Source organism: Halanaerobiales bacterium, assembly GCA_035270125.1.
GTDB lineage: Bacteria > Bacillota > Halanaerobiia > Halanaerobiales > DATFIM01 > DATFIM01.
This window is the reverse complement of the sequence record DATFIM010000094.1, coordinates 1-18,569: the sequence shown is the minus strand read 5'-3', so window position 1 is coordinate 18,569 and position 18,569 is coordinate 1. Positions and strand designations below refer to the sequence as shown.

The window sequence follows — 18,569 nt, the reverse complement described above, 5'->3', positions numbered from 1 at the left end:
ACCCTCCTTGACATAGATTAAAAAGAAAATGAAAAACTATTTTTCTCTAATAAACTTCTATTTTCTTCTTTTAACAGATTTTCTAATTCCACTTCAAAATTTATTTCGGGTAATTCACCATTCATTAAATAATAACGCAAAAATATGGGATAAAGAGCATCTTTTATCCCATATTCAATAAGCAAACTTAAATCATTATATGCAGTAAAAAGTCCAACACTCTCCTCTGAAAAAACCTTTTTAATAACTTTATCTAAGCTAAAACCACCTATTATATTAGCTAAATTACTCTTATCCATTAAATCCATAGTATCATCATAAAAATATAATTCAGGCAGGGTAAATCCATAAGCTTTTTCCATTATTGAAATATCAGAATTGAAATTATGACCTACAAAAATATCAGGATTATATTCACTAATAACAGATCTTAGTTTATCAATTCCATCTTTAATACTAACAGATGGAGCTAGATCTGAATTTGTAAAAATAAATCCAGAGGTTATAGGTTTTAAATTTTCTACAATCACATATTGTATACAATCAAGATCACTTTTCAAATATTCAGTATCTATTCCCATAATTCTAGTAGCATCAGGATTTTTACTCCAATATGATTCTGTTTTAAAAGTAACCATTTTGTCATAAGTAGAATCAAGACTATTAAGCCTTATCATAGTTTTAGATTTTAAATTTTTAATTCCTATAAGAGATGCTATTTCTTCTTGAGAGGCTTTTTTGAATTTTTTTTCAGTTGGATATTCTTTTAAAACCTTTTTCAGTCTTTTACCTCTACCTAATACTAAAGCTAATTTGAATTTATAAATATCTTCTGCCATTACATATGGTCCCATTATATAAAAGCCCCTTAATTTGAAATTATTATGTATATAATAAATTATAATTAATTTTACACTATTTGAAAACAACTTTAATCGTATGAAGTATAACAGACAATTCTTAATTTGTCAAGACTATTGAAATAGAAAACAGCGGTAAATTACCGCTGTTTTAAATGTTATAGGATTTTTGTTTTAAGCTATTTCTTTTTCATAACAATCAATTACTTCAGTTTTAATTTCTTCTCTTAGTTCTGCAGTTATTGGAAAACAAATATCTTGAAAATCCCCATCACGTAATCTCCGCGAGGGCATGGAAACAAAAGTTCCATTTTTCCCTTCAACCACCTTGATACCCCTAATCACAAAGACTTCATCCAAAGTTAGGTTAACATAAGCTTTTGTCGGCCCATTACGACTGGATAAATACACCCTCACATCAGTAATTTGCATCTTATTCACCTTCCTGATATATTTTCAGAGAGTAAAATATTTTTTTATTTTACAATATTTTACTTTCCGTAAGTATATTATATCCTTAATTGGAATAAATTACAAGTATTATTTTAATTTTTTTCCAGAAATCTCCATAACTCATCTTTTCTTTCTTTTTCTATATTAACTTTTTTACCCTTTTTATATAAAATATAATTTTTATCTGCTGTAAATTTACCAATTATAGAACCTTTAATACCTTTCTCATTAAGTTTACGAAGTATTTCTTCTCCATTTGAAGCTGCTATCAACATACTACCAGAAGATATCAAACCTAAAGGATCTAACTCTAAAAGTTTAGTTATTTCTGCAGTTTCTTTATTAACAATAACCTTATCTTTGTATATTTTATATCCTAGATTCGAAGCTAATGCCATTTCTTTTACTCCCCCGTATAATCCACCTTCTGTTATGTCATGAAGTGCATTAGCCATAAGTTCAGCAGCTATTTCACCCTCTGTTATAACACTAATTTTATTTTTGAATTTTTTTGCAGAATCAAGGATTTCTTTATTAATATTTTTTTTAATCAATTTATTTTCAAAATCATTAGCTAATATGTATGTACCTTCGATACCTGCTCCTTTGGTTAATATAATATCATCACCAGCTTTTGCCTTAGAAGTAGGGATATGTCTCCCTTTTTTAACTTTTCCTATAGCTGTTACCACAATTATAGGTTCAGTAACTAAATCAAGGACCTCAGTATGCCCCCCTAAAACCTCTACATCTATTTCCTGAGCAGATGAATCAATTTCTTTCATTATTTTTATAGTTTTTTCTTCTGTAGTACCAGTTGGAAGTAATAATACTACTTCAACTCCAATAGGAGTAGCTCCTGTACTTGCCAGATCATTACAGGCAACATTTACTGCCAGGTATCCAGCATTTTGGGCTGCTCCTGTAATGGGATCAGAGGAAATTACTAAAGAATTTTCTCCAAAATCAACTACAGCACTATCCTCTCCAATTTGAGCTCCTAATAGAACATCTTTTCTATGATGAGTAATTTGATTTAAAATAGTATTCGAAAGTTTTTTTACTCCAATTTTTCCTGCCTTCATTTCTTAACCTCTCCTTAAATTAGAAAAAATCATGAATTTCTTAGATAAGCATTAATTTTGTGTGCAATAGGTAAAGCAACTACCCCGCCAATAAGCATTTGAGCATAATCAATACCTATCTCAGGTAATACAGCTGCCCAACTTATTAAAAATCCTTTTGTAATTGCATAACCTATTACCATGATATTTCCACCAGCGATTATGGCTAAAATATTACGAATCCAACTTCCTTCTTTACTTATCTTACCGACTACATAGCCTTCAAGACCTTTAATTACAAAAGTAAAAGGAGCCCATATCGAATATCCAAGCATAACATCTACTAAAGATGAACCTAATGCTCCTGCAATCCCTCCTGCTTTTGCACCAAAAACTAAAGCAATAATGTAAATTGAAACTTCACCTAAATTAAAATAGGAAGAGCTGGGTCCTGGTATATGAAAATAAGTACCTACAGCTGTAAAAGCAATAAAAAGAGCCAGGTAAGCAATAATCCGAGCACCTGCCTCTTTTAAATTGAAATCTTCAAAAATTTTTTTAATGTTTTTTCGTGACATATTAGACCTCTCCTTATGACTTTTTAATCAAATAATACACTATCCTAAATTGTATTGCTTTTTGTTTATTGTATTGCTTTTTGCTAAAATTGTATTACTTGTTAGTTATATAATATCGTATTGTATCATAAAAAGTCAAGAGGATAAATTAATAATTATTTAAATAACGATCTAATTCCCATTGATGGACTCTTGTTCTATATTCTTCCCATTCAATTTTTTTAGCTTCTACAAAATGTTGAAATGCATGTTCTCCTAAAACTCCTCTAATAACCTCATCTTTTTTAAGTTCATCTATTGCTTCCATAATATTTCTAGGCAGAGTGTCTATTCCTTTTTTCGAAAGCTTTTTTGAACTCATTTCAAAAATATTTTCAGTTTCCTGCTCTTCAGGTTTTATTTTATTTTTGATTCCATCTAGACCAGCTTTAAACATTACAGCCATAGCCAAATATGGATTAGAAGAAGGATCTGGACTACGAACTTCAAGCCTGGTACCAATTCCACGAGATGATGGAACTCTTACTAACGCACTCCTGTTTTGAGTAGACCAGGAAATATAAACAGGTGCTTCATAACCTGGAACCATTCTTTTATAAGAATTTATAGTCGGATTAGTAATTGCAGTAAAAGCTGGAGCATGTTTTAAGATACCACCTATATAATAATAAGCTTCTTCACTTAAACCTAATTCATCATCTTCATCAGCGAAAATGTTTTTGCCATTTTTAAATAAAGACTGGTGAACATGCATACCTGAACCTGCTTCTCCAAAGATAGGTTTTGGCATAAAAGTAGCATGTAAGTTATGCTGAAGAGCAATCATTTTTGTAACAAATTTAAAAGTTGTTATATTATCTGCTGTTCTCAAAACCGGAGTATAACGGAAATCTATTTCATGTTGACCAGGGGCTACCTCATGATGAGCAGCTTCAACTTCAAAACCCATTTTTTCAAGTGCAAGAGAAATATCTCTCCTTGCATTGCCACCTAAATCAACTGGAGAAAGATCAAAATATCCTCCCTGGTCATGAGTTATTGTAGTTGGTTCACCTTCATCATCTCTTTCAAATAAAAAAAACTCTGGCTCCGGGCCAGCCTGCATTTCTAAATCAAGTTCTTTAGCCTCAGCTATTACATTTTTCAAAATATTTCTTGGACATCCTTCAAATGGTTCACCTTCTGGAGTATAAATATCACACATGAATCTTGCCACTGCACCCTGATCAGTCTCCCAGGGAAAAAGAGCAAAAGTATCATAATCAGGTTTTAGATACATATCTGATTCATGAACTCTTGTGAATCCTTCAATAGAAGAACCATCAAACATTATTTCCCCATCTAAAGCTTTAGGTAGTTGTTCAATAGTAATTGCAACATTTTTTATTATTCCCGTAATATCAACAAACTGCATTCTGATAAACTTCACATTATTTTCCTCAGCAATTCTTAAAATATCTTTTTTACTATATTTACTCAATAATAACCCTCCTTTTGGTATAATTATAATGCTTCATGAATATTATTACACATTATAGCACACTCCAAAATTGCTGTCAAAACAAATTATTTTCTAAATTTTATGTATATTTTATTAAATTAAAGTATTATATCTAGTAGTATGAAAACATCCTACAAAATCCTTTTCTCTAGGCCAATTAGCAACTATTTTTTCACCTTTCTGTTTATTTTTAACTATAGCGAAAACACTTGGTCCACTACCTGACATTAAAATAAGCTCTGGTGAAAATTTAGATAAAATTTCTTTTATAGTTATTATATCACTAACCTTTTTTTCTGTTACTTTTTCAAGAACATTTCCAAAAGGGGCTGACCAGTCAATTTTTTTGTTTTCTCTAAATTCATTTAATAATTTTTGGGTAGGAATTTCTATATCTGGATTCATCATGTCATATAAATTATAGACAGCAGGAGTGCTTATTTCTCCAGGAGGTTTAACTAATACAAGCCAGGTTTTAGAAATATCAGGCAATTGTTTTAATTTATCTCCTCTATCATAAGCAAAAGCAGTTCCACCATAAATACAAAAAGGAACATCTGCTCCAATTTTACTTCCCAAATTATATAATTCTTTTTTTTCTAAATTCAAATTATATAAGTATGAAATAGCTTTTAAAACAGCAGCAGCATCAGTGCTTCCCCCGGCTAATCCGGCAGCAACAGGAATATTCTTTTTTATATTTATTTTTACTCCTTTAGCTATATTATATTTATTTAATATTAAATCTGCAGCTTTATATGCCAAATTTTTTTCATCTAAAGGTATTTTATTGTTATTACTAGATAATTTTATACCTTTTTCTATTTTTTCAATTGTAAGTAAATCATGAAGTGAAATTGATTGCATTACCATTTCTAACTCATGATAACCATCATTTAATATTGAATTGATATTTAAAAATAAATTTATCTTAGCTGGAGCTGCTAACTTTATTTTATTCATTTCCTTACCTCCATTACCTTATAGGTTATTAATCAAATAATCCCTGTAGTTAAAATTTAACCACAGGGATTAGCTATTATTATTAGTTAACTCTTATATTAAATCCATTTCTTTTCCTACTTTTTCAAATTTAGAGAGGGCAAATTCTAAATCATCTTCACTATGAGTAGCAGAAATCATAACCCTGATTCTAGCTTTACCTTTAGGTACAGTAGGATAACCAATAGATTGAGCAAATACACCTTCAGAAAATAATTTTGAACTCATTTCAGAGGCATCTTTTGCTTCACCAATCATTACTGGAGTAATAGGAGTTTCACTATGACCTACATCAAACCCAGCTTCTTTCATTTTTTCTTTAAAAATATCACCATTATCCCATAATTTGCGGACAAGAGTATCATCTTTTTCTAATATTTCTATAGACTTAATAGTTGCTGCTACATCTGGAGGAGTTACAGCAGAACTAAATAGGAAAGGTCTTCCCTGTTGTTTTAAATATTCAATTAATGTTTTACTACCTGCTGCACAACCACCTACAGTACCTATTGCTTTTGAAAAAGTACCTATTTCTACATCTACTTCACCATGTAGATCAAAATGATCTACAATCCCACGACCATGAGTACCTAATACACCTTCACCATGGGCATCATCAACCATAACTAAAGCATTATATTTTTTAGCTAATTCTACAATTTCAGGTAAAGGAGCAATATCACCATCCATACTAAATACCCCATCTGTTACAATTAATTTTCTTCCCTGTAAATCAGATTTAAGTACACTTTCAAGTGATTCCATATCAGCATGATCATATACTTTAACATCAGCACCAGTGAGTCTAATACCATCAATTATACTAGCATGGTTTAATTCATCACTAATAACCGTGTCACCTTTGCCCACAATAGCAGGAATGACTGCTAGATTAGCAGTAAATCCAGATTGAAAGGTGACTGCAGCTTCAACTTTTTTAAAATCAGCTAATTTTTTTTCAAGCTCATTATGCAAAGTCATTGTCCCGGCAATACTTCTAACTGCTCCAGGACCAATACCATATTTATCAAGTGCTTTTTTAGCAGCTTCTACAGTCTCTTCATGATTTGCAAGACCTAAGTAATTATTCGAACTAAAATTTAATACTTCTTTCCCATTAATTTCAACCCAGGCTCCCTGAGGACTTTCTAAAGTTCTTATATTATTATATAATCCCTCATCTTTTAAATTACCTAATTCTTTTTTTAAATCCTTTTCAAATTCTTCATTCATAATTAAAACCTCCCTTAAGGTTTCAAAATAATTTTACCACAATTACCGCTTTCCATAAGTTCCATACCTTTTTCAAATTCTTCTAAAGAAAATGTGTGGGTTATTAATGGATCAAGATCAATTCTTTCTTCTTTTAAAAGACGACTGGCAGTATACCAGGTATTAAACATTTTTCTACCCGTTACTCCAACCAGAGTAATACCTTTAAAAATCACATCATTAGTGAGATCAAGACTTACATTGTCATCAGGTAATCCCAGTAATCCCATTTTTCCACCAGCAGTAATTAAGTCAAGCGCTTCATTTAAAGCATGTTCATTACCAGACATTTCAGCGACAAAATCTACTCCGATACCATCTGTTCTATCATATACTATACTTGCTAAATCCTCTTCTAAAGGATTTACTACTTTATCTGCTCCCATTTCTAAAGCTATTTTTCTTCTATAATCATTAGGTTCACTTACTATTACTTGAGTTGCTCCAAAAGCTCTTGCTACAGAAACAGAAATTAATCCAGCAGGTCCTGCTCCAGTAATTAAAACATTTTTTCCTGCTACATCACCAGCCAAAATAGTGTCTATTGCATTTCCCATTGGTTCCTGTAGAGAAGCATATTCAGCTGGAATAGTAGGATCATTTTTCCAAACATCAACTGCATCAATAACTGCATATTCTGCAAATACTCCATCTTTATGAACACCTAAAATTCTCATATTATTACAAATATGTTGATTACCTGTTTTACATTGATAACAATGACCACAGGGTATATGAGTTTCAGCAGAAATAAAATCTCCTTCTTCAATATTTTCAACTCTATCTCCTACTTCAACAACTTTTCCTGCTACTTCATGTCCCATTATTTGTGGAACTGATATATTCTTTTGGGCCCACTTATTCCATTCATAAATATGAAGATCAGTACCACAAATAGAAGTACTCTCTACCTTAATCAAAACCTGTTCAGGGCCATAATCCGGAATAGAAACCTCCTTGATTTCTGCCCCTTTAGCTTCTTTCGTTTTAACAATAGCTTTCATTTTACCATTCACAATTATTACCCCCTTATCCAAATTAAAACCACAAATCTATTAAAAATATATTGCTACTCTACTACTTAATAGTCTATATTATTTATTCATTAATTAATCAAATTTTCCTGCTTTAAATTAAATAAATATTTTTAAGATTATAGAAAAATAAAAACTTTTAATTAATAATAACTTATGTTATACTTTTTACGATTTATTATATATCATATTTTATAGATTATATTAAAAGGAGGAAAATAGTGAAATTAAAAACAATGACTCGCATAAGTATTATGGCAGCTTTAACTGCAGTAGGAGCTTTTATCATAATTCCCCTCCCTGGAAGTCCTGTACCGGTTACACTTCAACTTTTATTTACTTTTTTAGCCGGAGGATTATTAGGAGCCAAAGGTGGATTTTACAGTCAGGTAATTTATGTACTTTTAGGATCAGCAGGTTTACCTGTATTTGCTGGAGGTACTGGTGGAATTGGTGCTCTTTTTGGTCCAACAGCTGGTTATATATATGGATTTTTAATTGCAGGTTATATAGCTGGATTAGGAAAAAGAAATATCAAAACTAAATTTTTCTATAATTTGGCTGGTTTAGGAGTAGTTTATATTTTAGGAGCAATTGGTTTGATGATATACACCGGTTTAGCTTTACCTAAAGCTTTAATGTCAGGAGTTGTTCCTTTTATTCCAGGAGACATTTTAAAAGTAATTTTAGCAGCCTATTTGACTGCTAAAATCCCAATAGAAAAATTATAATTTTACTTGTCTTTTATTAAAATTCCCAAACCAAGGCCTATAATTAATATAGGCCAAATTCTCCCCCAATAAAAATGAGGTATCCAGATATCAACTAAAAAAATACCACCCATAGCAATAAGAATTACTCCAAGCAATTTGCTGTTTTCTGTACTCTTTCTTTTTTTAGTACTGTCTTTTTTAGTTTTTTTTTCATCTTCTTTGTTACCCTCATTATTTTCGTTCTTTTTTTCTTTTTCTTCTGTCTCAAATTCAGATTCATCTTTATCAAAATTAGATTTATTAGTAGATTCTTCCTCAATATGAGCAGGTTTTTGGGGTATAACAACCCAGGCAATAATATAAGCTAAAAGACCTGCCCCCCGGGCCAACACTATAAAAAGAAAAGCCAATCTTACCAGAGTTGGGTCAATATCAAAATATTCTGCAATTCCAGCACATACTCCCCCAATCATACTTTTTTCTTCAGAGGCTCTATACAATCTCTTGGCCATAATTTCATCCCCTTTTTTACTATAATTATATCTTTATTACTATTTTAATATATTATACTATATTAAACAACTTTATAGCAACAAAAAAGTCCAGAAAAATTTCTGGACTTTTATAAAAGCTATTCTACTATTACTTTAGTTCCTTCTCCAGTAACCTCTCCAATTATAGCAGCTTCTTCTACTCCATTTTTATTTAAATCTCTTAAAAGATCAGAAGCTTTATCAGCAGGCACTGAGATCAAAAGTCCTCCTGAAGTCTGAGGATCAAAGAGCATATCAACCATAACTTCTTCTAAATTATTATTAATTTCTGTATCTCCTATAAAATTATCTTTATTATCATAAGCCCCTCCTGGTACTAATCCCATTTCAGCATAATCACGAACACCATCCATAATCGGGACTTTATCAGTATCAAGAGTTAATTCCGCATTACTCCCCCGGGCCATCTCAACCATATGACCTAAAAGTCCAAAGCCCGTTACATCAGTACAGGAGCGCACATCATTGTTATGCATAGGGTCAACTGCTTTATCATTTAGGGTCAACATATTTTTTACAGCAGGATTTTCTTTGCCACCTTCACATAACCCACCTTTTATAGCAGAAACATATATACCAGTACCTATTGATTTTGTTAAAACTAATTTATCACCTTTTTTAGCTTTAGAGTTAGGCAAAATATTTTCATGTTTAACAAAACCACTGACTGATAGTCCATATTTAGGTTCATCATCTTTTACTGTATGTCCCCCAGCAATGGTGGCCCCAGCTTCTTTAACTTTTGCTGCTCCACCTCTTAAAATTTCGACTAAAACCTCTTCTTCCAAACAGGATGGAAAACAAACAATATTCATTGCTAAAACCGGTTTACCTCCCATAGCATAAATATCACTTATCGCATTTGCAGCAGCTACCTGCCCAAATAGATAAGGATCATCAACTACTGGAGTAAAAAAGTCAACTGACTGGATTATTGCCCGCTCTTCATCTATTTTATAAACAGTAGCATCATCAGCTGTTCCTAATCCTATTAACAAATCTTCATCTTCACTAAAAAAATCAACTTGACGCAGAACCTGCGACAGGGTCTTAGGACCCACTTTGGCAGCTCAACCAGAAGTTTTACTATATTGAGTTAAGCGTAAATCTTCTTTAGTCATTTATCATACCTCCTATCTAAATAGTAATTACATTTGAGCTATTTAAACTTTCTACTATTTCATACATATTACTAATTTCTCCTACATCCAATTTATCTTCCAGACCATAATAATCAAGACAGGTACCACAGGATAAAATTGTAACTCCTTTATCTTCTAATTTTTTCAAACTGTCAATTGCATCTTCATTTTCAGTAGCAATCTTAACTCCTGAATTCATAAAAATTAATTTTTGTGGTAAAGGATCTAATTCTAAAAGAGTGTGGAGAAATCCCTTTATTAAAACATTACCTAATTCATCCTCCCCTTTACCTAATTTATCTGATTTGAAGAAATAAACTTTTCCTTCAGATTTGTTCTCATCTTTTTCACTATTCTTTTCAGTTTTTTTAATATTTACTTCAAAATTACTATCAATCTTTTTTATCTCTGCTTTGGCCCCAAGTTTAGTTGCAAGCTTTTTGACATTATTGGCTGCTGCCTCATTATCAACAATTGTAATAATCTCTTTATTTTCTTTTAATGCATTTTTTGTCAAAACAACTGGCTCAGGACAATCTAAACCCTTAGCATCTATCTTTTTCATATTTTTCACCTCTCTCATACTTATTATTCAAAAATAGTATAACATATCGGCCAAAAATAATAAAGCTACCTTATAGTTATTATAAGATAGCTTTATGCTAGAATAATTCTTTTATTTGAAGTAAACATCATCTGCTTCCGGATCTTCTATAAACTGAGTTTTATATAAGCTTTGATATACTCCACCATCTTTATTAATAAGCTGATCATGCTTTCCTCTCTCTACAATACCATCTTCAGTTAAAACAAGTATTTCATCTGCATCTTTAACAGTTGAAAGACGGTGAGCAATAACTAAGGTTGTTCTTCCTTCAGATAGTTTTTGTAAAGATCTCTGAATTATTTTTTCACTTTTATTATCTAGTGAAGACGTTGCTTCATCTAAAATTAAAATAGGTGGATTTTTAAGAAAAGAACGGGCAATAGATATTCTCTGTTTTTGCCCTCCTGATAACTTAACTCCTCTTTCACCGATATCTGTTTCATAACCATTATTCATATTCATTATAAACTGATGAGCATTTGCCTTTTTAGCTGCTTCAATAACTTCTTTTTCTGTTGCTTTAAAGTTTCCATAAAGTATATTATCCTTGATAGTGCCATTAAATAAAAACACATCCTGTTGTACTATCCCTATATTACTTCTTAAAGAACTTATATTAATATCTTTGATATTAACTTCATCTATTAAAATTTCGCCATCATTTATTTCATAAAAACGGGGAAGCAAATTACAAATAGTAGATTTTCCTGCTCCAGAGGGTCCTACAAAAGCAACTGTTTGCCCTGGTTCAACATCAATATTAACATTATTTAAGACATGTTCATTTTCATCATAACTAAAACTAACATTTTTATATTTTATCCTGCCCCTTACATTTTTAAGTTCAACAGCTTCTTTTTTATCTTTTATTTGAGGCTCTACAGCAAGCAGACTCGTAAATCTGTTAAAACCAGACATACCTCTTTGTAATTGTTCATTGAAATTGACAAGTCTCCTAATAGGCTGCATAAACATATTTACATAAAACAAAAAGGCTACAAGTTGACCTGCACTTAATTCACCTTTATATATAAAATAACCACCAGCCCCTAAGGTAATTAAACGGATCATATTAATAAATAAATTCATTCCAGAATGAAACTTTGCCATATTTTTCATCGCATATTCTCTTGATTCTCTAAATTGATGATTTCCTTCATCAAATTTTTCTTTTTCAAAGGGTTCATTGGTAAATGATTTTACTACTCTAATACCACTTAAACTATCCTCTATAATAGAATTAACCTCAGCAATTCTTTCTCTGATATCTTTAAATGCACTATACATTTTTTGACCTAATATTAAAGAAAAATAAAACATAACCGGTAAAAGCATAAAAGTAAATAAGGCCAGTTTAAGGTTCATAGAGGCCATTATTCCAAAAGAACCAATAAGCATCATAGAAGAAATAAAAAGATCTTCAGGGCCATGGTGAGCAAGTTCTGAAATATTATTTAAGTCATTTACAATTCTAGACATTAAATAACCAACTTTATTATCATCATAAAATTTGAAAGATAATTTCTGGAGATGCTCAAATAACTCTTCCCGCATATCAGTTTCCATTCTAATTCCAACAACATGTCCCCAATAATGGACAATATATTGTAATATAAATCTTAAAATATATAATACAAATAAAATAATTACTATTCTAAAAACCATATTAAAATTTTGGTTGGGAAAATAAGTATCAATTAATCTTTGAATAAAAAGTGGAAAAACAAGATCAAGTCCTGACATAATAAATGCACAAAAAATATCCATCACAAATAATTTCCAGTGATTTTTATAATACCCGGCAAACTTTTTAAACATAAAATCCTCCTTAATTTTATATAAATTAGAAAATATAATAATTAACTTAATATTATAGTTTAATGAATCTTATTAATCTATATTTTTAATTTATTGTTTCAAAAATATAAATTATGTCTTTAATATTTTAACATAACAAATCTTATTATGCAAAAGAAAAAAAGGGAAATAAGTGTTATAATAGAAGTAATATAGTACAAAACTCTCTAACGAATTTACAGGAGTTGATTAATATGCAAAAATTATATCCATTAAAATTTGAAGAAATCTATAAAGAAAAAATTTGGGGAGGAAAAAAATTAAAAGAAAACTTCTCAAAAAAAATACCATCTAACAAAACTGGGGAAAGTTGGGAAATAACTGATAATGAAAGTGGTGTAAGTATAGTAAAAAATGGTTTTCTTGCAGGTAAAACTTTAAATGAATTGATAAAAATATATGGAACTCAATTAATTGGAAACTTTATTCCTATAAATGAAAAATTCCCTCTTTTAATTAAATTTATAGATGCAAATAAAAGGTTATCTGTCCAGGTTCATCCTGCTGATAATATTAATAAAAATTTAAAGCAAAAAAGTGGAAAAACAGAAATGTGGTATATATTAGCTGCCGAAGAAAATTCTAAATTGGTTTATGGTTTAAATTCTGAAGTTAATAATAAAAAACTCAAAAAAGCTACCAAAAATGGGAATTTAAAATCTTACTTAAATGAAATAGAAGTTAGTGCAGGAGATTTCTTTTTCATACCAGGTGGTACTATACATGCTATCAAAGGAGGTATTTTATTAGCAGAAATACAACAAAACTCTGACACAACATATAGAATTTTTGATTGGAATAGAACAGATAAAAATGGAAATTCCAGACCTTTACATATTAAAAAAGCTTTTAAAGTAATTAAATCTATAAATCAAAAAATGGACAATCCTAAAAATAATAAAGATGTAATTTATGAAAACAATAATTATAAACAAAAATTTCTAACCATATCACCTTATTTTGCAGTGGAACGTATTTCTTTAAAAAAAGAATTCAATTTTAAACCTGCTTCAAAAAGATTTTACATTATTATAAATCTTGAAGGAAATAAAAAAATTAAAGCTGATAATAAAAATTATAATTTACATCCTGGTGAAACAATTCTTATTCCTGCTTCTCTTAAAAATGTTAAAATAGAAGGAAAAGGTGAGTTTTTGAGAACTTATATTCCAGAAAATTTAGAAGAAATGATGAATTATTTGAAAAAATTAAAAATATCTTCTAATAAAATATCCCAAATCCCAGGTATAAACTTCTTCAAATAAAGTAATAAGCACTGTCATAATTTTTATAGACAGTGCTTTAATCATCATTATTTTAATTTATATACTCTTGATTCATATGGTTTTAACTCTATTTTCGAAATTTTATTTTCTTCTTTATTATAATTACTTATTAGAAGTTCATAATTATTATATTCAATGTTATCAGGGATTTCAAAAGTGCTTTCTTCTTCAAAAAAGTTTAAGACCACTAATAATTTTTCTTCTTTACCTTCACGAAGATATGCGTATATTTCTTTGTCTTCTTCTAAAATCAACTTATATTTACCATAAACAAATACTGGATTTTCTTTCCTTAATTCAATTAATTTTTGATAATAGTAAAAAATAGAATTTTCATAAGATAGAGCTTTTTTGACATTTATTTTTTTATAATTTTGATTAACTTTCAACCAGGGACTGCCAGTTGTAAAACCAGCATTTTTCTCATCATTCCATTGCATAGGTGTCCTGGCATTATCTCTAGTTCTATAATTTAAAATGTCTTTTATTTCAGAAAAAGAATTAATATTACCCTTTTTCTTTTCATCGTAAAAATAATTTATAGTATCAATATCATCCATTTCTTCAATACTTTCAAAAACAGTATTTGTCATCCCAATCTCTTCTCCCTGATAAATAAAAGGAGTTCCTTTTATTGTATGTAAAAAGGTTGCAAGCATTTTAGCAGATTCTACTCTATATTCATCATCATCTCCAAAACGAGAAACCATTCTTGGTTGATCATGATTACTTAAATAATTACTGTGCCAGCCATTTTCTTCTTCCAACTTATACTGCCATTCAGTTGTTATTTTTTTAAGTTCCAGTAAATCGATTTTTTGGGGTGATGAATATTTTCCGTCTTCTCCTTCATCTAAACCCATATGATCAAAATGAATAATCATATTTAATTCATTTCTAGCTGCAGCTACATATTTTGACCCTTCCTCAGGACTAACCATTACAGTTTCACCAACTGTCATAAGATCATAATTACTTAAAACTTTTTCATTCATTTCCTGAATATATTCATGAACCCTTGGCCCATTAGCAAAATACTCACTTCCAATAAGTCCTTCATTTTCACCATCACAAAATTTTTGATTTTTAGAAATTAAATTTATAACATCCATCCTGAAACCATCTATTCCTTTATCTAACCACCATTTCATTATATCATAAACTTCTTCTCTCACCTTTTTATTTTCCCAGTTAAGATCTGGTTGTTTTTTAGAAAATAAATGAAGATAATATTCTTTACTTTTCTCATCATATTCCCAGGCAGATCCTTTAAAAAATGACTCCCAATTATTTGGTGGATTATTTTTCCCACCTTTTTCCCAGATATAATAATCTCGATATGGACTATCTTTAGAAAAAGACTTTTTAAACCACCTATGTTCATCTGAAGTATGATTAACTACTAAATCCATAATTAATTTTATATCTCTTTTATGTAACTCCTTTATAAGATAATTCCAATCATTCATATCACCAAATTTATCACTGATCTTTTTATAATTACTAATGTCATAGCCATTGTCATCATCAGGTGATTCATAAACTGGATTAAGCCAGACCACATCGACCCCTAATTTATCTAAGTAATCTATTTTTTTTATTACTCCCTGTAAATCACCTATCCCATCACCATTACTATCATTAAAACTTCTTACATAAATTTGATAAACAACTGCTTCTTTCCACCATTTGTAATCCAAAACATATCCTCCTTATTTAATATGATTAGCTAACTTTAAAAAATTATACCATACTAAAGATTAATTTAAAATAAAAAAAGGATATGCTAATCAAAGCATATCCGCTAAATAAGGGGAGATATTTAGATTTAAAACTTTATTAATAATTAAAATCTCTTTCTCCAGTTTTCATATATATAACTCTTTCACAAACATTTGTAGAATGATCTCCTATTCTTTCTAAAAATCGACTTACAAATATAAGAGAAGTGGCCTGCTCTATCTTAGAAGGATCTTCTATCATGAAAGTAAGTAACTCTCTTAATATTTGTTCATCCAATACATCGACCTCATCATCTTCTTTGGCTATTTCTTTGGCTTTTTCTACATCAAGATTTATAAAAGCATCCAGACTTTCTCTCAACCTTCTTGTTACTATATTTGTCATACGTGGAATATCAATAAGTGGTTTAATAAGAGGTTCATCACCAATTTTTAAAACCATATTTGCAATATTCCAGGCATGATCTCCTATTCTTTCCAGATCTGTAGCAAGCTTAGAAATTACAATGATTTCACGTAAATCTTTAGCTACAGGTTGTTGCAAAGCAATTAAACGGGTTGTTTCTTCTTCTAATTTTATTTCGAAATCATCTATTTTATCATCTTCATCAAGAACTTCCTGGGCTAATTCAAGGTCTTTTTCCTGTAAAGCTTTAATACTTTTATGAATAGCTTCTTCAACCATACTTCCCATTTTAATCATATCATTTTCTAAGTCTTTAAGTTGCTCGTGAAATCCTTTTCTCATAAATCATCCTCCTTTAACCGAATCGTCCTGTAATATAATCTTCAGTCTTTTGATTCTCAGGATTTTCAAATAATTTTTCTGTTTTATCAAACTCTATAAGGTCTCCCATTAAGAAAAATGCTGTGTTATCAGATATTCTGGCTGCCTGTTGCATATTATGAGTAACTATTACTATAGTATAATTCTTCTTCAAATCATCTATTAAATCCTCTATTTTATTTGTAGCCACTGGATCAAGAGCAGAAGCTGGTTCATCCATAAGCAGAACTTCAGGTTTTACAGCAAGAGCTCTAGCAATACACAATCGCTGCTGCTGTCCTCCAGAAATATCAAGAGCTGAATCATCCAGTCTATCTTTAACTTCATCCCATAATGCAGCTCCTCTTAAACTTTCTTCAACTATTTCGTCAAGTTTATTTTTATCTTTTAAACCATGGATTCTTGGTCCATAGGCAACATTATCATAAATAGATTTAGGAAAAGGGTTGGGTTGTTGAAAAACCATACCTACTTTTTTTCTAAGTTCCACTACATCTATTTTTTGTTGATAAATATTTTCTCCATCTAATAGTACTTTCCCATCTACTTTTGCTCCTGTAATAAGGTCATTCATTCTATTTAATGATCGCAAAAAGGTTGATTTACCACACCCTGAAGGACCAATTAAGGCAGTAACTTTATTTTTTTTGATTTCAATATTAATATTTTTAAGGGCCTGAAAATCTCCATAATAAAAATCCAGGTCCTGAACCTCCATTTTATTAGTTACCATACAATATCTCCTTTCAATTACCATCATTATCACTTTAAATTTAGTATAGCAGCCTAATGTTAATATCCTGTTAAAATCCTGTAAAAATATCGTTAAATTAATTTTTTTCTTCTATACTAAAAGAAAAATCCTGCCTTTTAAAGCAGGAAAGTAAAGATTATTATTTAGTTTAAACTTTTTTACTTTTGTTTTTAATAGCTATAAAAGAACCAAGTAATACAAAAAAGGCACCTATCCCCTGTCTGAAATTAAATTTATCTGCAAAAAGTAAAATAGAAAGAAAAATCCCTACAATAGGTTCAAGCATACTTAAAACCGATACCTTAACAGGACTTGTTAATTTTATTGCTCTAAAAAAGGCAAGGAAACTAAACATTGTAATAATACTTATTGAAATTGCAGGAATCCAGGCCAGATAATCAAAGTTAAAATGAAGAGTATCTGTAATTAAACCAATACTTAAAAATGAAAAAGAAGCAAATAAACTGGCAAAAGCAATAGTATTAATAAGAGATATTTCATCTAAAAGGTGGTTTCCATATAAAGTATAAACTGCATAAAATATGGCAGATCCAGCTGAAAAACTAATTCCAATCAAACTTATCTCTGAAATAGCATTCCCAAAAACTAATACTAAACCAAAAGTAGCTATGATTATAGAAATTATTCCCTTTTTTGTTAACCTATCACCCAAAAACACCGAAAATATGGCGACTAAAGTTGGATATGTATAAAAAACTAAAAGTGCAAGAGAAGCTGGAATATGATTTAAAGCTGAAAAATAAAAAAAGTTTTGAAATGAATAGATAATCCCACCAAATATAAATAATTTAAATAATTCTATGTAAGTTAAATTTATTTTGCTTTTTCTAATAAAAATAAAAGAGAAAATAAATATAGCTGTTAAACTATATCTTATAAAAATCAAAGAAAATACAGTAACTCCTCCCTGATAGGCATATAATGCTAAAATAGGAAGGGTTCCAAAACCAGCTGCTGATAAAAGTGCCAGCAGTGAACCTCTAAAATTTCTACTTAAATTCATATTATCACCTATGCTTTTATTATTTAAAATATTTGAGCAGAAGGAATAACCCTCTGCCCAAATTAAGTTTTTTATTTAAATTAATATAATACTGAATTTTTAGAATAAACCAGTAATCTTACCATCTTCATCAACATCTATATCTTCTGCTGATGGTCTTTTTGGTAAACCAGGCATTGTCATTACAGGTCCTGTTAGTGGTACAAGGAATCCTGCTCCTGCTGAAAGGTTTATCTCTCTTACTGATACTGTAAATCCTTCAGGTCTACCTTTTAGTTTTGGATTATCTGAAATGGAATTCTGAGTTTTTGCCATACAGATTGGCATATCATCATAACC

At 30.0% G+C, this 18,569-nt stretch carries 19 protein-coding genes; 2 read left to right on the top strand and 17 right to left on the bottom strand.

The window, feature by feature from the left end; translation table 11 throughout:
* Positions 1-17: 17 nt before the first annotated feature.
* From VJ881_05160 to tdh, 8 genes are all read right to left on the bottom strand, one after another.
* On the bottom strand, positions 18-854 hold the full coding sequence (locus VJ881_05160) for a hypothetical protein (GenBank protein HKL75438.1): 837 nt from the start codon (positions 852-854) through the stop codon (positions 18-20).
* A 180-nt stretch (positions 855-1,034) separates the two neighbouring features.
* Entirely contained in the window at positions 1,035-1,292 is a 258-nt protein-coding gene (locus tag VJ881_05155; GenBank protein HKL75437.1) for a SpoVG family protein, read from the bottom strand.
* Between the two features lie 113 nt (positions 1,293-1,405).
* Positions 1,406-2,398, bottom strand: a complete 993-nt coding sequence (locus VJ881_05150) for an AIR synthase family protein (protein HKL75436.1) — start codon at positions 2,396-2,398, stop codon at positions 1,406-1,408.
* Between the two features lie 29 nt (positions 2,399-2,427).
* Positions 2,428-2,955 (bottom strand): ECF transporter S component, encoded by a 528-nt coding sequence (locus tag VJ881_05145; protein ID HKL75435.1) that lies wholly within the window; start codon positions 2,953-2,955, stop codon positions 2,428-2,430.
* Positions 2,956-3,103: 148 nt separating this feature from the next.
* Positions 3,104-4,435, bottom strand: a complete 1,332-nt coding sequence (gene glnA / locus VJ881_05140) for a type I glutamate--ammonia ligase (protein ID HKL75434.1) — start codon at positions 4,433-4,435, stop codon at positions 3,104-3,106.
* Positions 4,436-4,549: 114 nt separating this feature from the next.
* A complete protein-coding gene (gene ispE / locus VJ881_05135; GenBank protein HKL75433.1) occupies positions 4,550-5,419 on the bottom strand; it encodes a 4-(cytidine 5'-diphospho)-2-C-methyl-D-erythritol kinase in 870 nt (289 codons plus the stop codon).
* A 93-nt stretch (positions 5,420-5,512) separates the two neighbouring features.
* Positions 5,513-6,691 carry a glycine C-acetyltransferase gene (locus tag VJ881_05130; GenBank protein HKL75432.1) on the bottom strand — a complete coding sequence of 393 codons (1,179 nt, stop codon included), beginning with the start codon at positions 6,689-6,691 and terminating at the stop codon, positions 5,513-5,515.
* Positions 6,692-6,705: 14 nt separating this feature from the next.
* The gene (gene tdh / locus VJ881_05125; protein ID HKL75431.1) at positions 6,706-7,746 is read right to left on the bottom strand and encodes an L-threonine 3-dehydrogenase; all 1,041 of its coding nucleotides are present in this window, start codon (positions 7,744-7,746) and stop codon (positions 6,706-6,708) included.
* A gap of 239 nt (positions 7,747-7,985) precedes the next feature.
* Here tdh and VJ881_05120 point away from each other — a divergent pair, with 239 nt between their 5' ends.
* On the top strand, positions 7,986-8,495 hold the full coding sequence (locus VJ881_05120; protein HKL75430.1) for a biotin transporter BioY: 510 nt from the start codon (positions 7,986-7,988) through the stop codon (positions 8,493-8,495).
* A gap of 2 nt (positions 8,496-8,497) precedes the next feature.
* On the opposite strand, the gene VJ881_05115 is transcribed toward VJ881_05120, so the two are convergent.
* From VJ881_05115 to VJ881_05100, 4 genes are all read right to left on the bottom strand, one after another.
* Positions 8,498-8,989, bottom strand: a complete 492-nt coding sequence (locus VJ881_05115) for a PspC domain-containing protein (protein ID HKL75429.1) — start codon at positions 8,987-8,989, stop codon at positions 8,498-8,500.
* A gap of 119 nt (positions 8,990-9,108) precedes the next feature.
* Positions 9,109-10,152: a selenide, water dikinase SelD gene (selD, locus tag VJ881_05110; GenBank protein HKL75428.1), complete on the bottom strand. Its 1,044-nt coding sequence runs from the start codon at positions 10,150-10,152 to the stop codon at positions 9,109-9,111.
* A gap of 16 nt (positions 10,153-10,168) precedes the next feature.
* Positions 10,169-10,738, bottom strand: coding sequence for a sulfurtransferase-like selenium metabolism protein YedF (gene yedF / locus VJ881_05105; protein HKL75427.1), 570 nt, complete (start codon positions 10,736-10,738; stop codon positions 10,169-10,171).
* A gap of 111 nt (positions 10,739-10,849) precedes the next feature.
* The gene (locus VJ881_05100) at positions 10,850-12,598 is read right to left on the bottom strand and encodes an ABC transporter ATP-binding protein (protein HKL75426.1); all 1,749 of its coding nucleotides are present in this window, start codon (positions 12,596-12,598) and stop codon (positions 10,850-10,852) included.
* A 233-nt stretch (positions 12,599-12,831) separates the two neighbouring features.
* Here VJ881_05100 and VJ881_05095 point away from each other — a divergent pair, with 233 nt between their 5' ends.
* On the top strand, positions 12,832-13,902 hold the full coding sequence (locus VJ881_05095) for a type I phosphomannose isomerase catalytic subunit (protein ID HKL75425.1): 1,071 nt from the start codon (positions 12,832-12,834) through the stop codon (positions 13,900-13,902).
* A 47-nt stretch (positions 13,903-13,949) separates the two neighbouring features.
* Here the strand turns inward: VJ881_05095 and VJ881_05090 are convergent, their stop codons facing one another.
* The 5 genes from VJ881_05090 to VJ881_05070 all read right to left on the bottom strand — a co-directional run.
* The gene (locus VJ881_05090; GenBank protein HKL75424.1) at positions 13,950-15,623 is read right to left on the bottom strand and encodes an alpha-glucosidase; all 1,674 of its coding nucleotides are present in this window, start codon (positions 15,621-15,623) and stop codon (positions 13,950-13,952) included.
* 139 nt (positions 15,624-15,762) lie between these two features.
* Positions 15,763-16,413, bottom strand: coding sequence for a phosphate signaling complex protein PhoU (gene phoU / locus VJ881_05085; GenBank protein HKL75423.1), 651 nt, complete (start codon positions 16,411-16,413; stop codon positions 15,763-15,765).
* 13 nt (positions 16,414-16,426) lie between these two features.
* Positions 16,427-17,185 carry a phosphate ABC transporter ATP-binding protein PstB gene (gene pstB / locus VJ881_05080; GenBank protein ID HKL75422.1) on the bottom strand — a complete coding sequence of 253 codons (759 nt, stop codon included), beginning with the start codon at positions 17,183-17,185 and terminating at the stop codon, positions 16,427-16,429.
* Between the two features lie 169 nt (positions 17,186-17,354).
* Positions 17,355-18,230, bottom strand: coding sequence for a DMT family transporter (locus tag VJ881_05075; GenBank protein HKL75421.1), 876 nt, complete (start codon positions 18,228-18,230; stop codon positions 17,355-17,357).
* Positions 18,231-18,329: 99 nt separating this feature from the next.
* Positions 18,330-18,569, bottom strand: a 240-nt coding sequence (locus VJ881_05070) for a formate--tetrahydrofolate ligase (protein HKL75420.1), incomplete at its 5' end; no start/stop codon positions are given.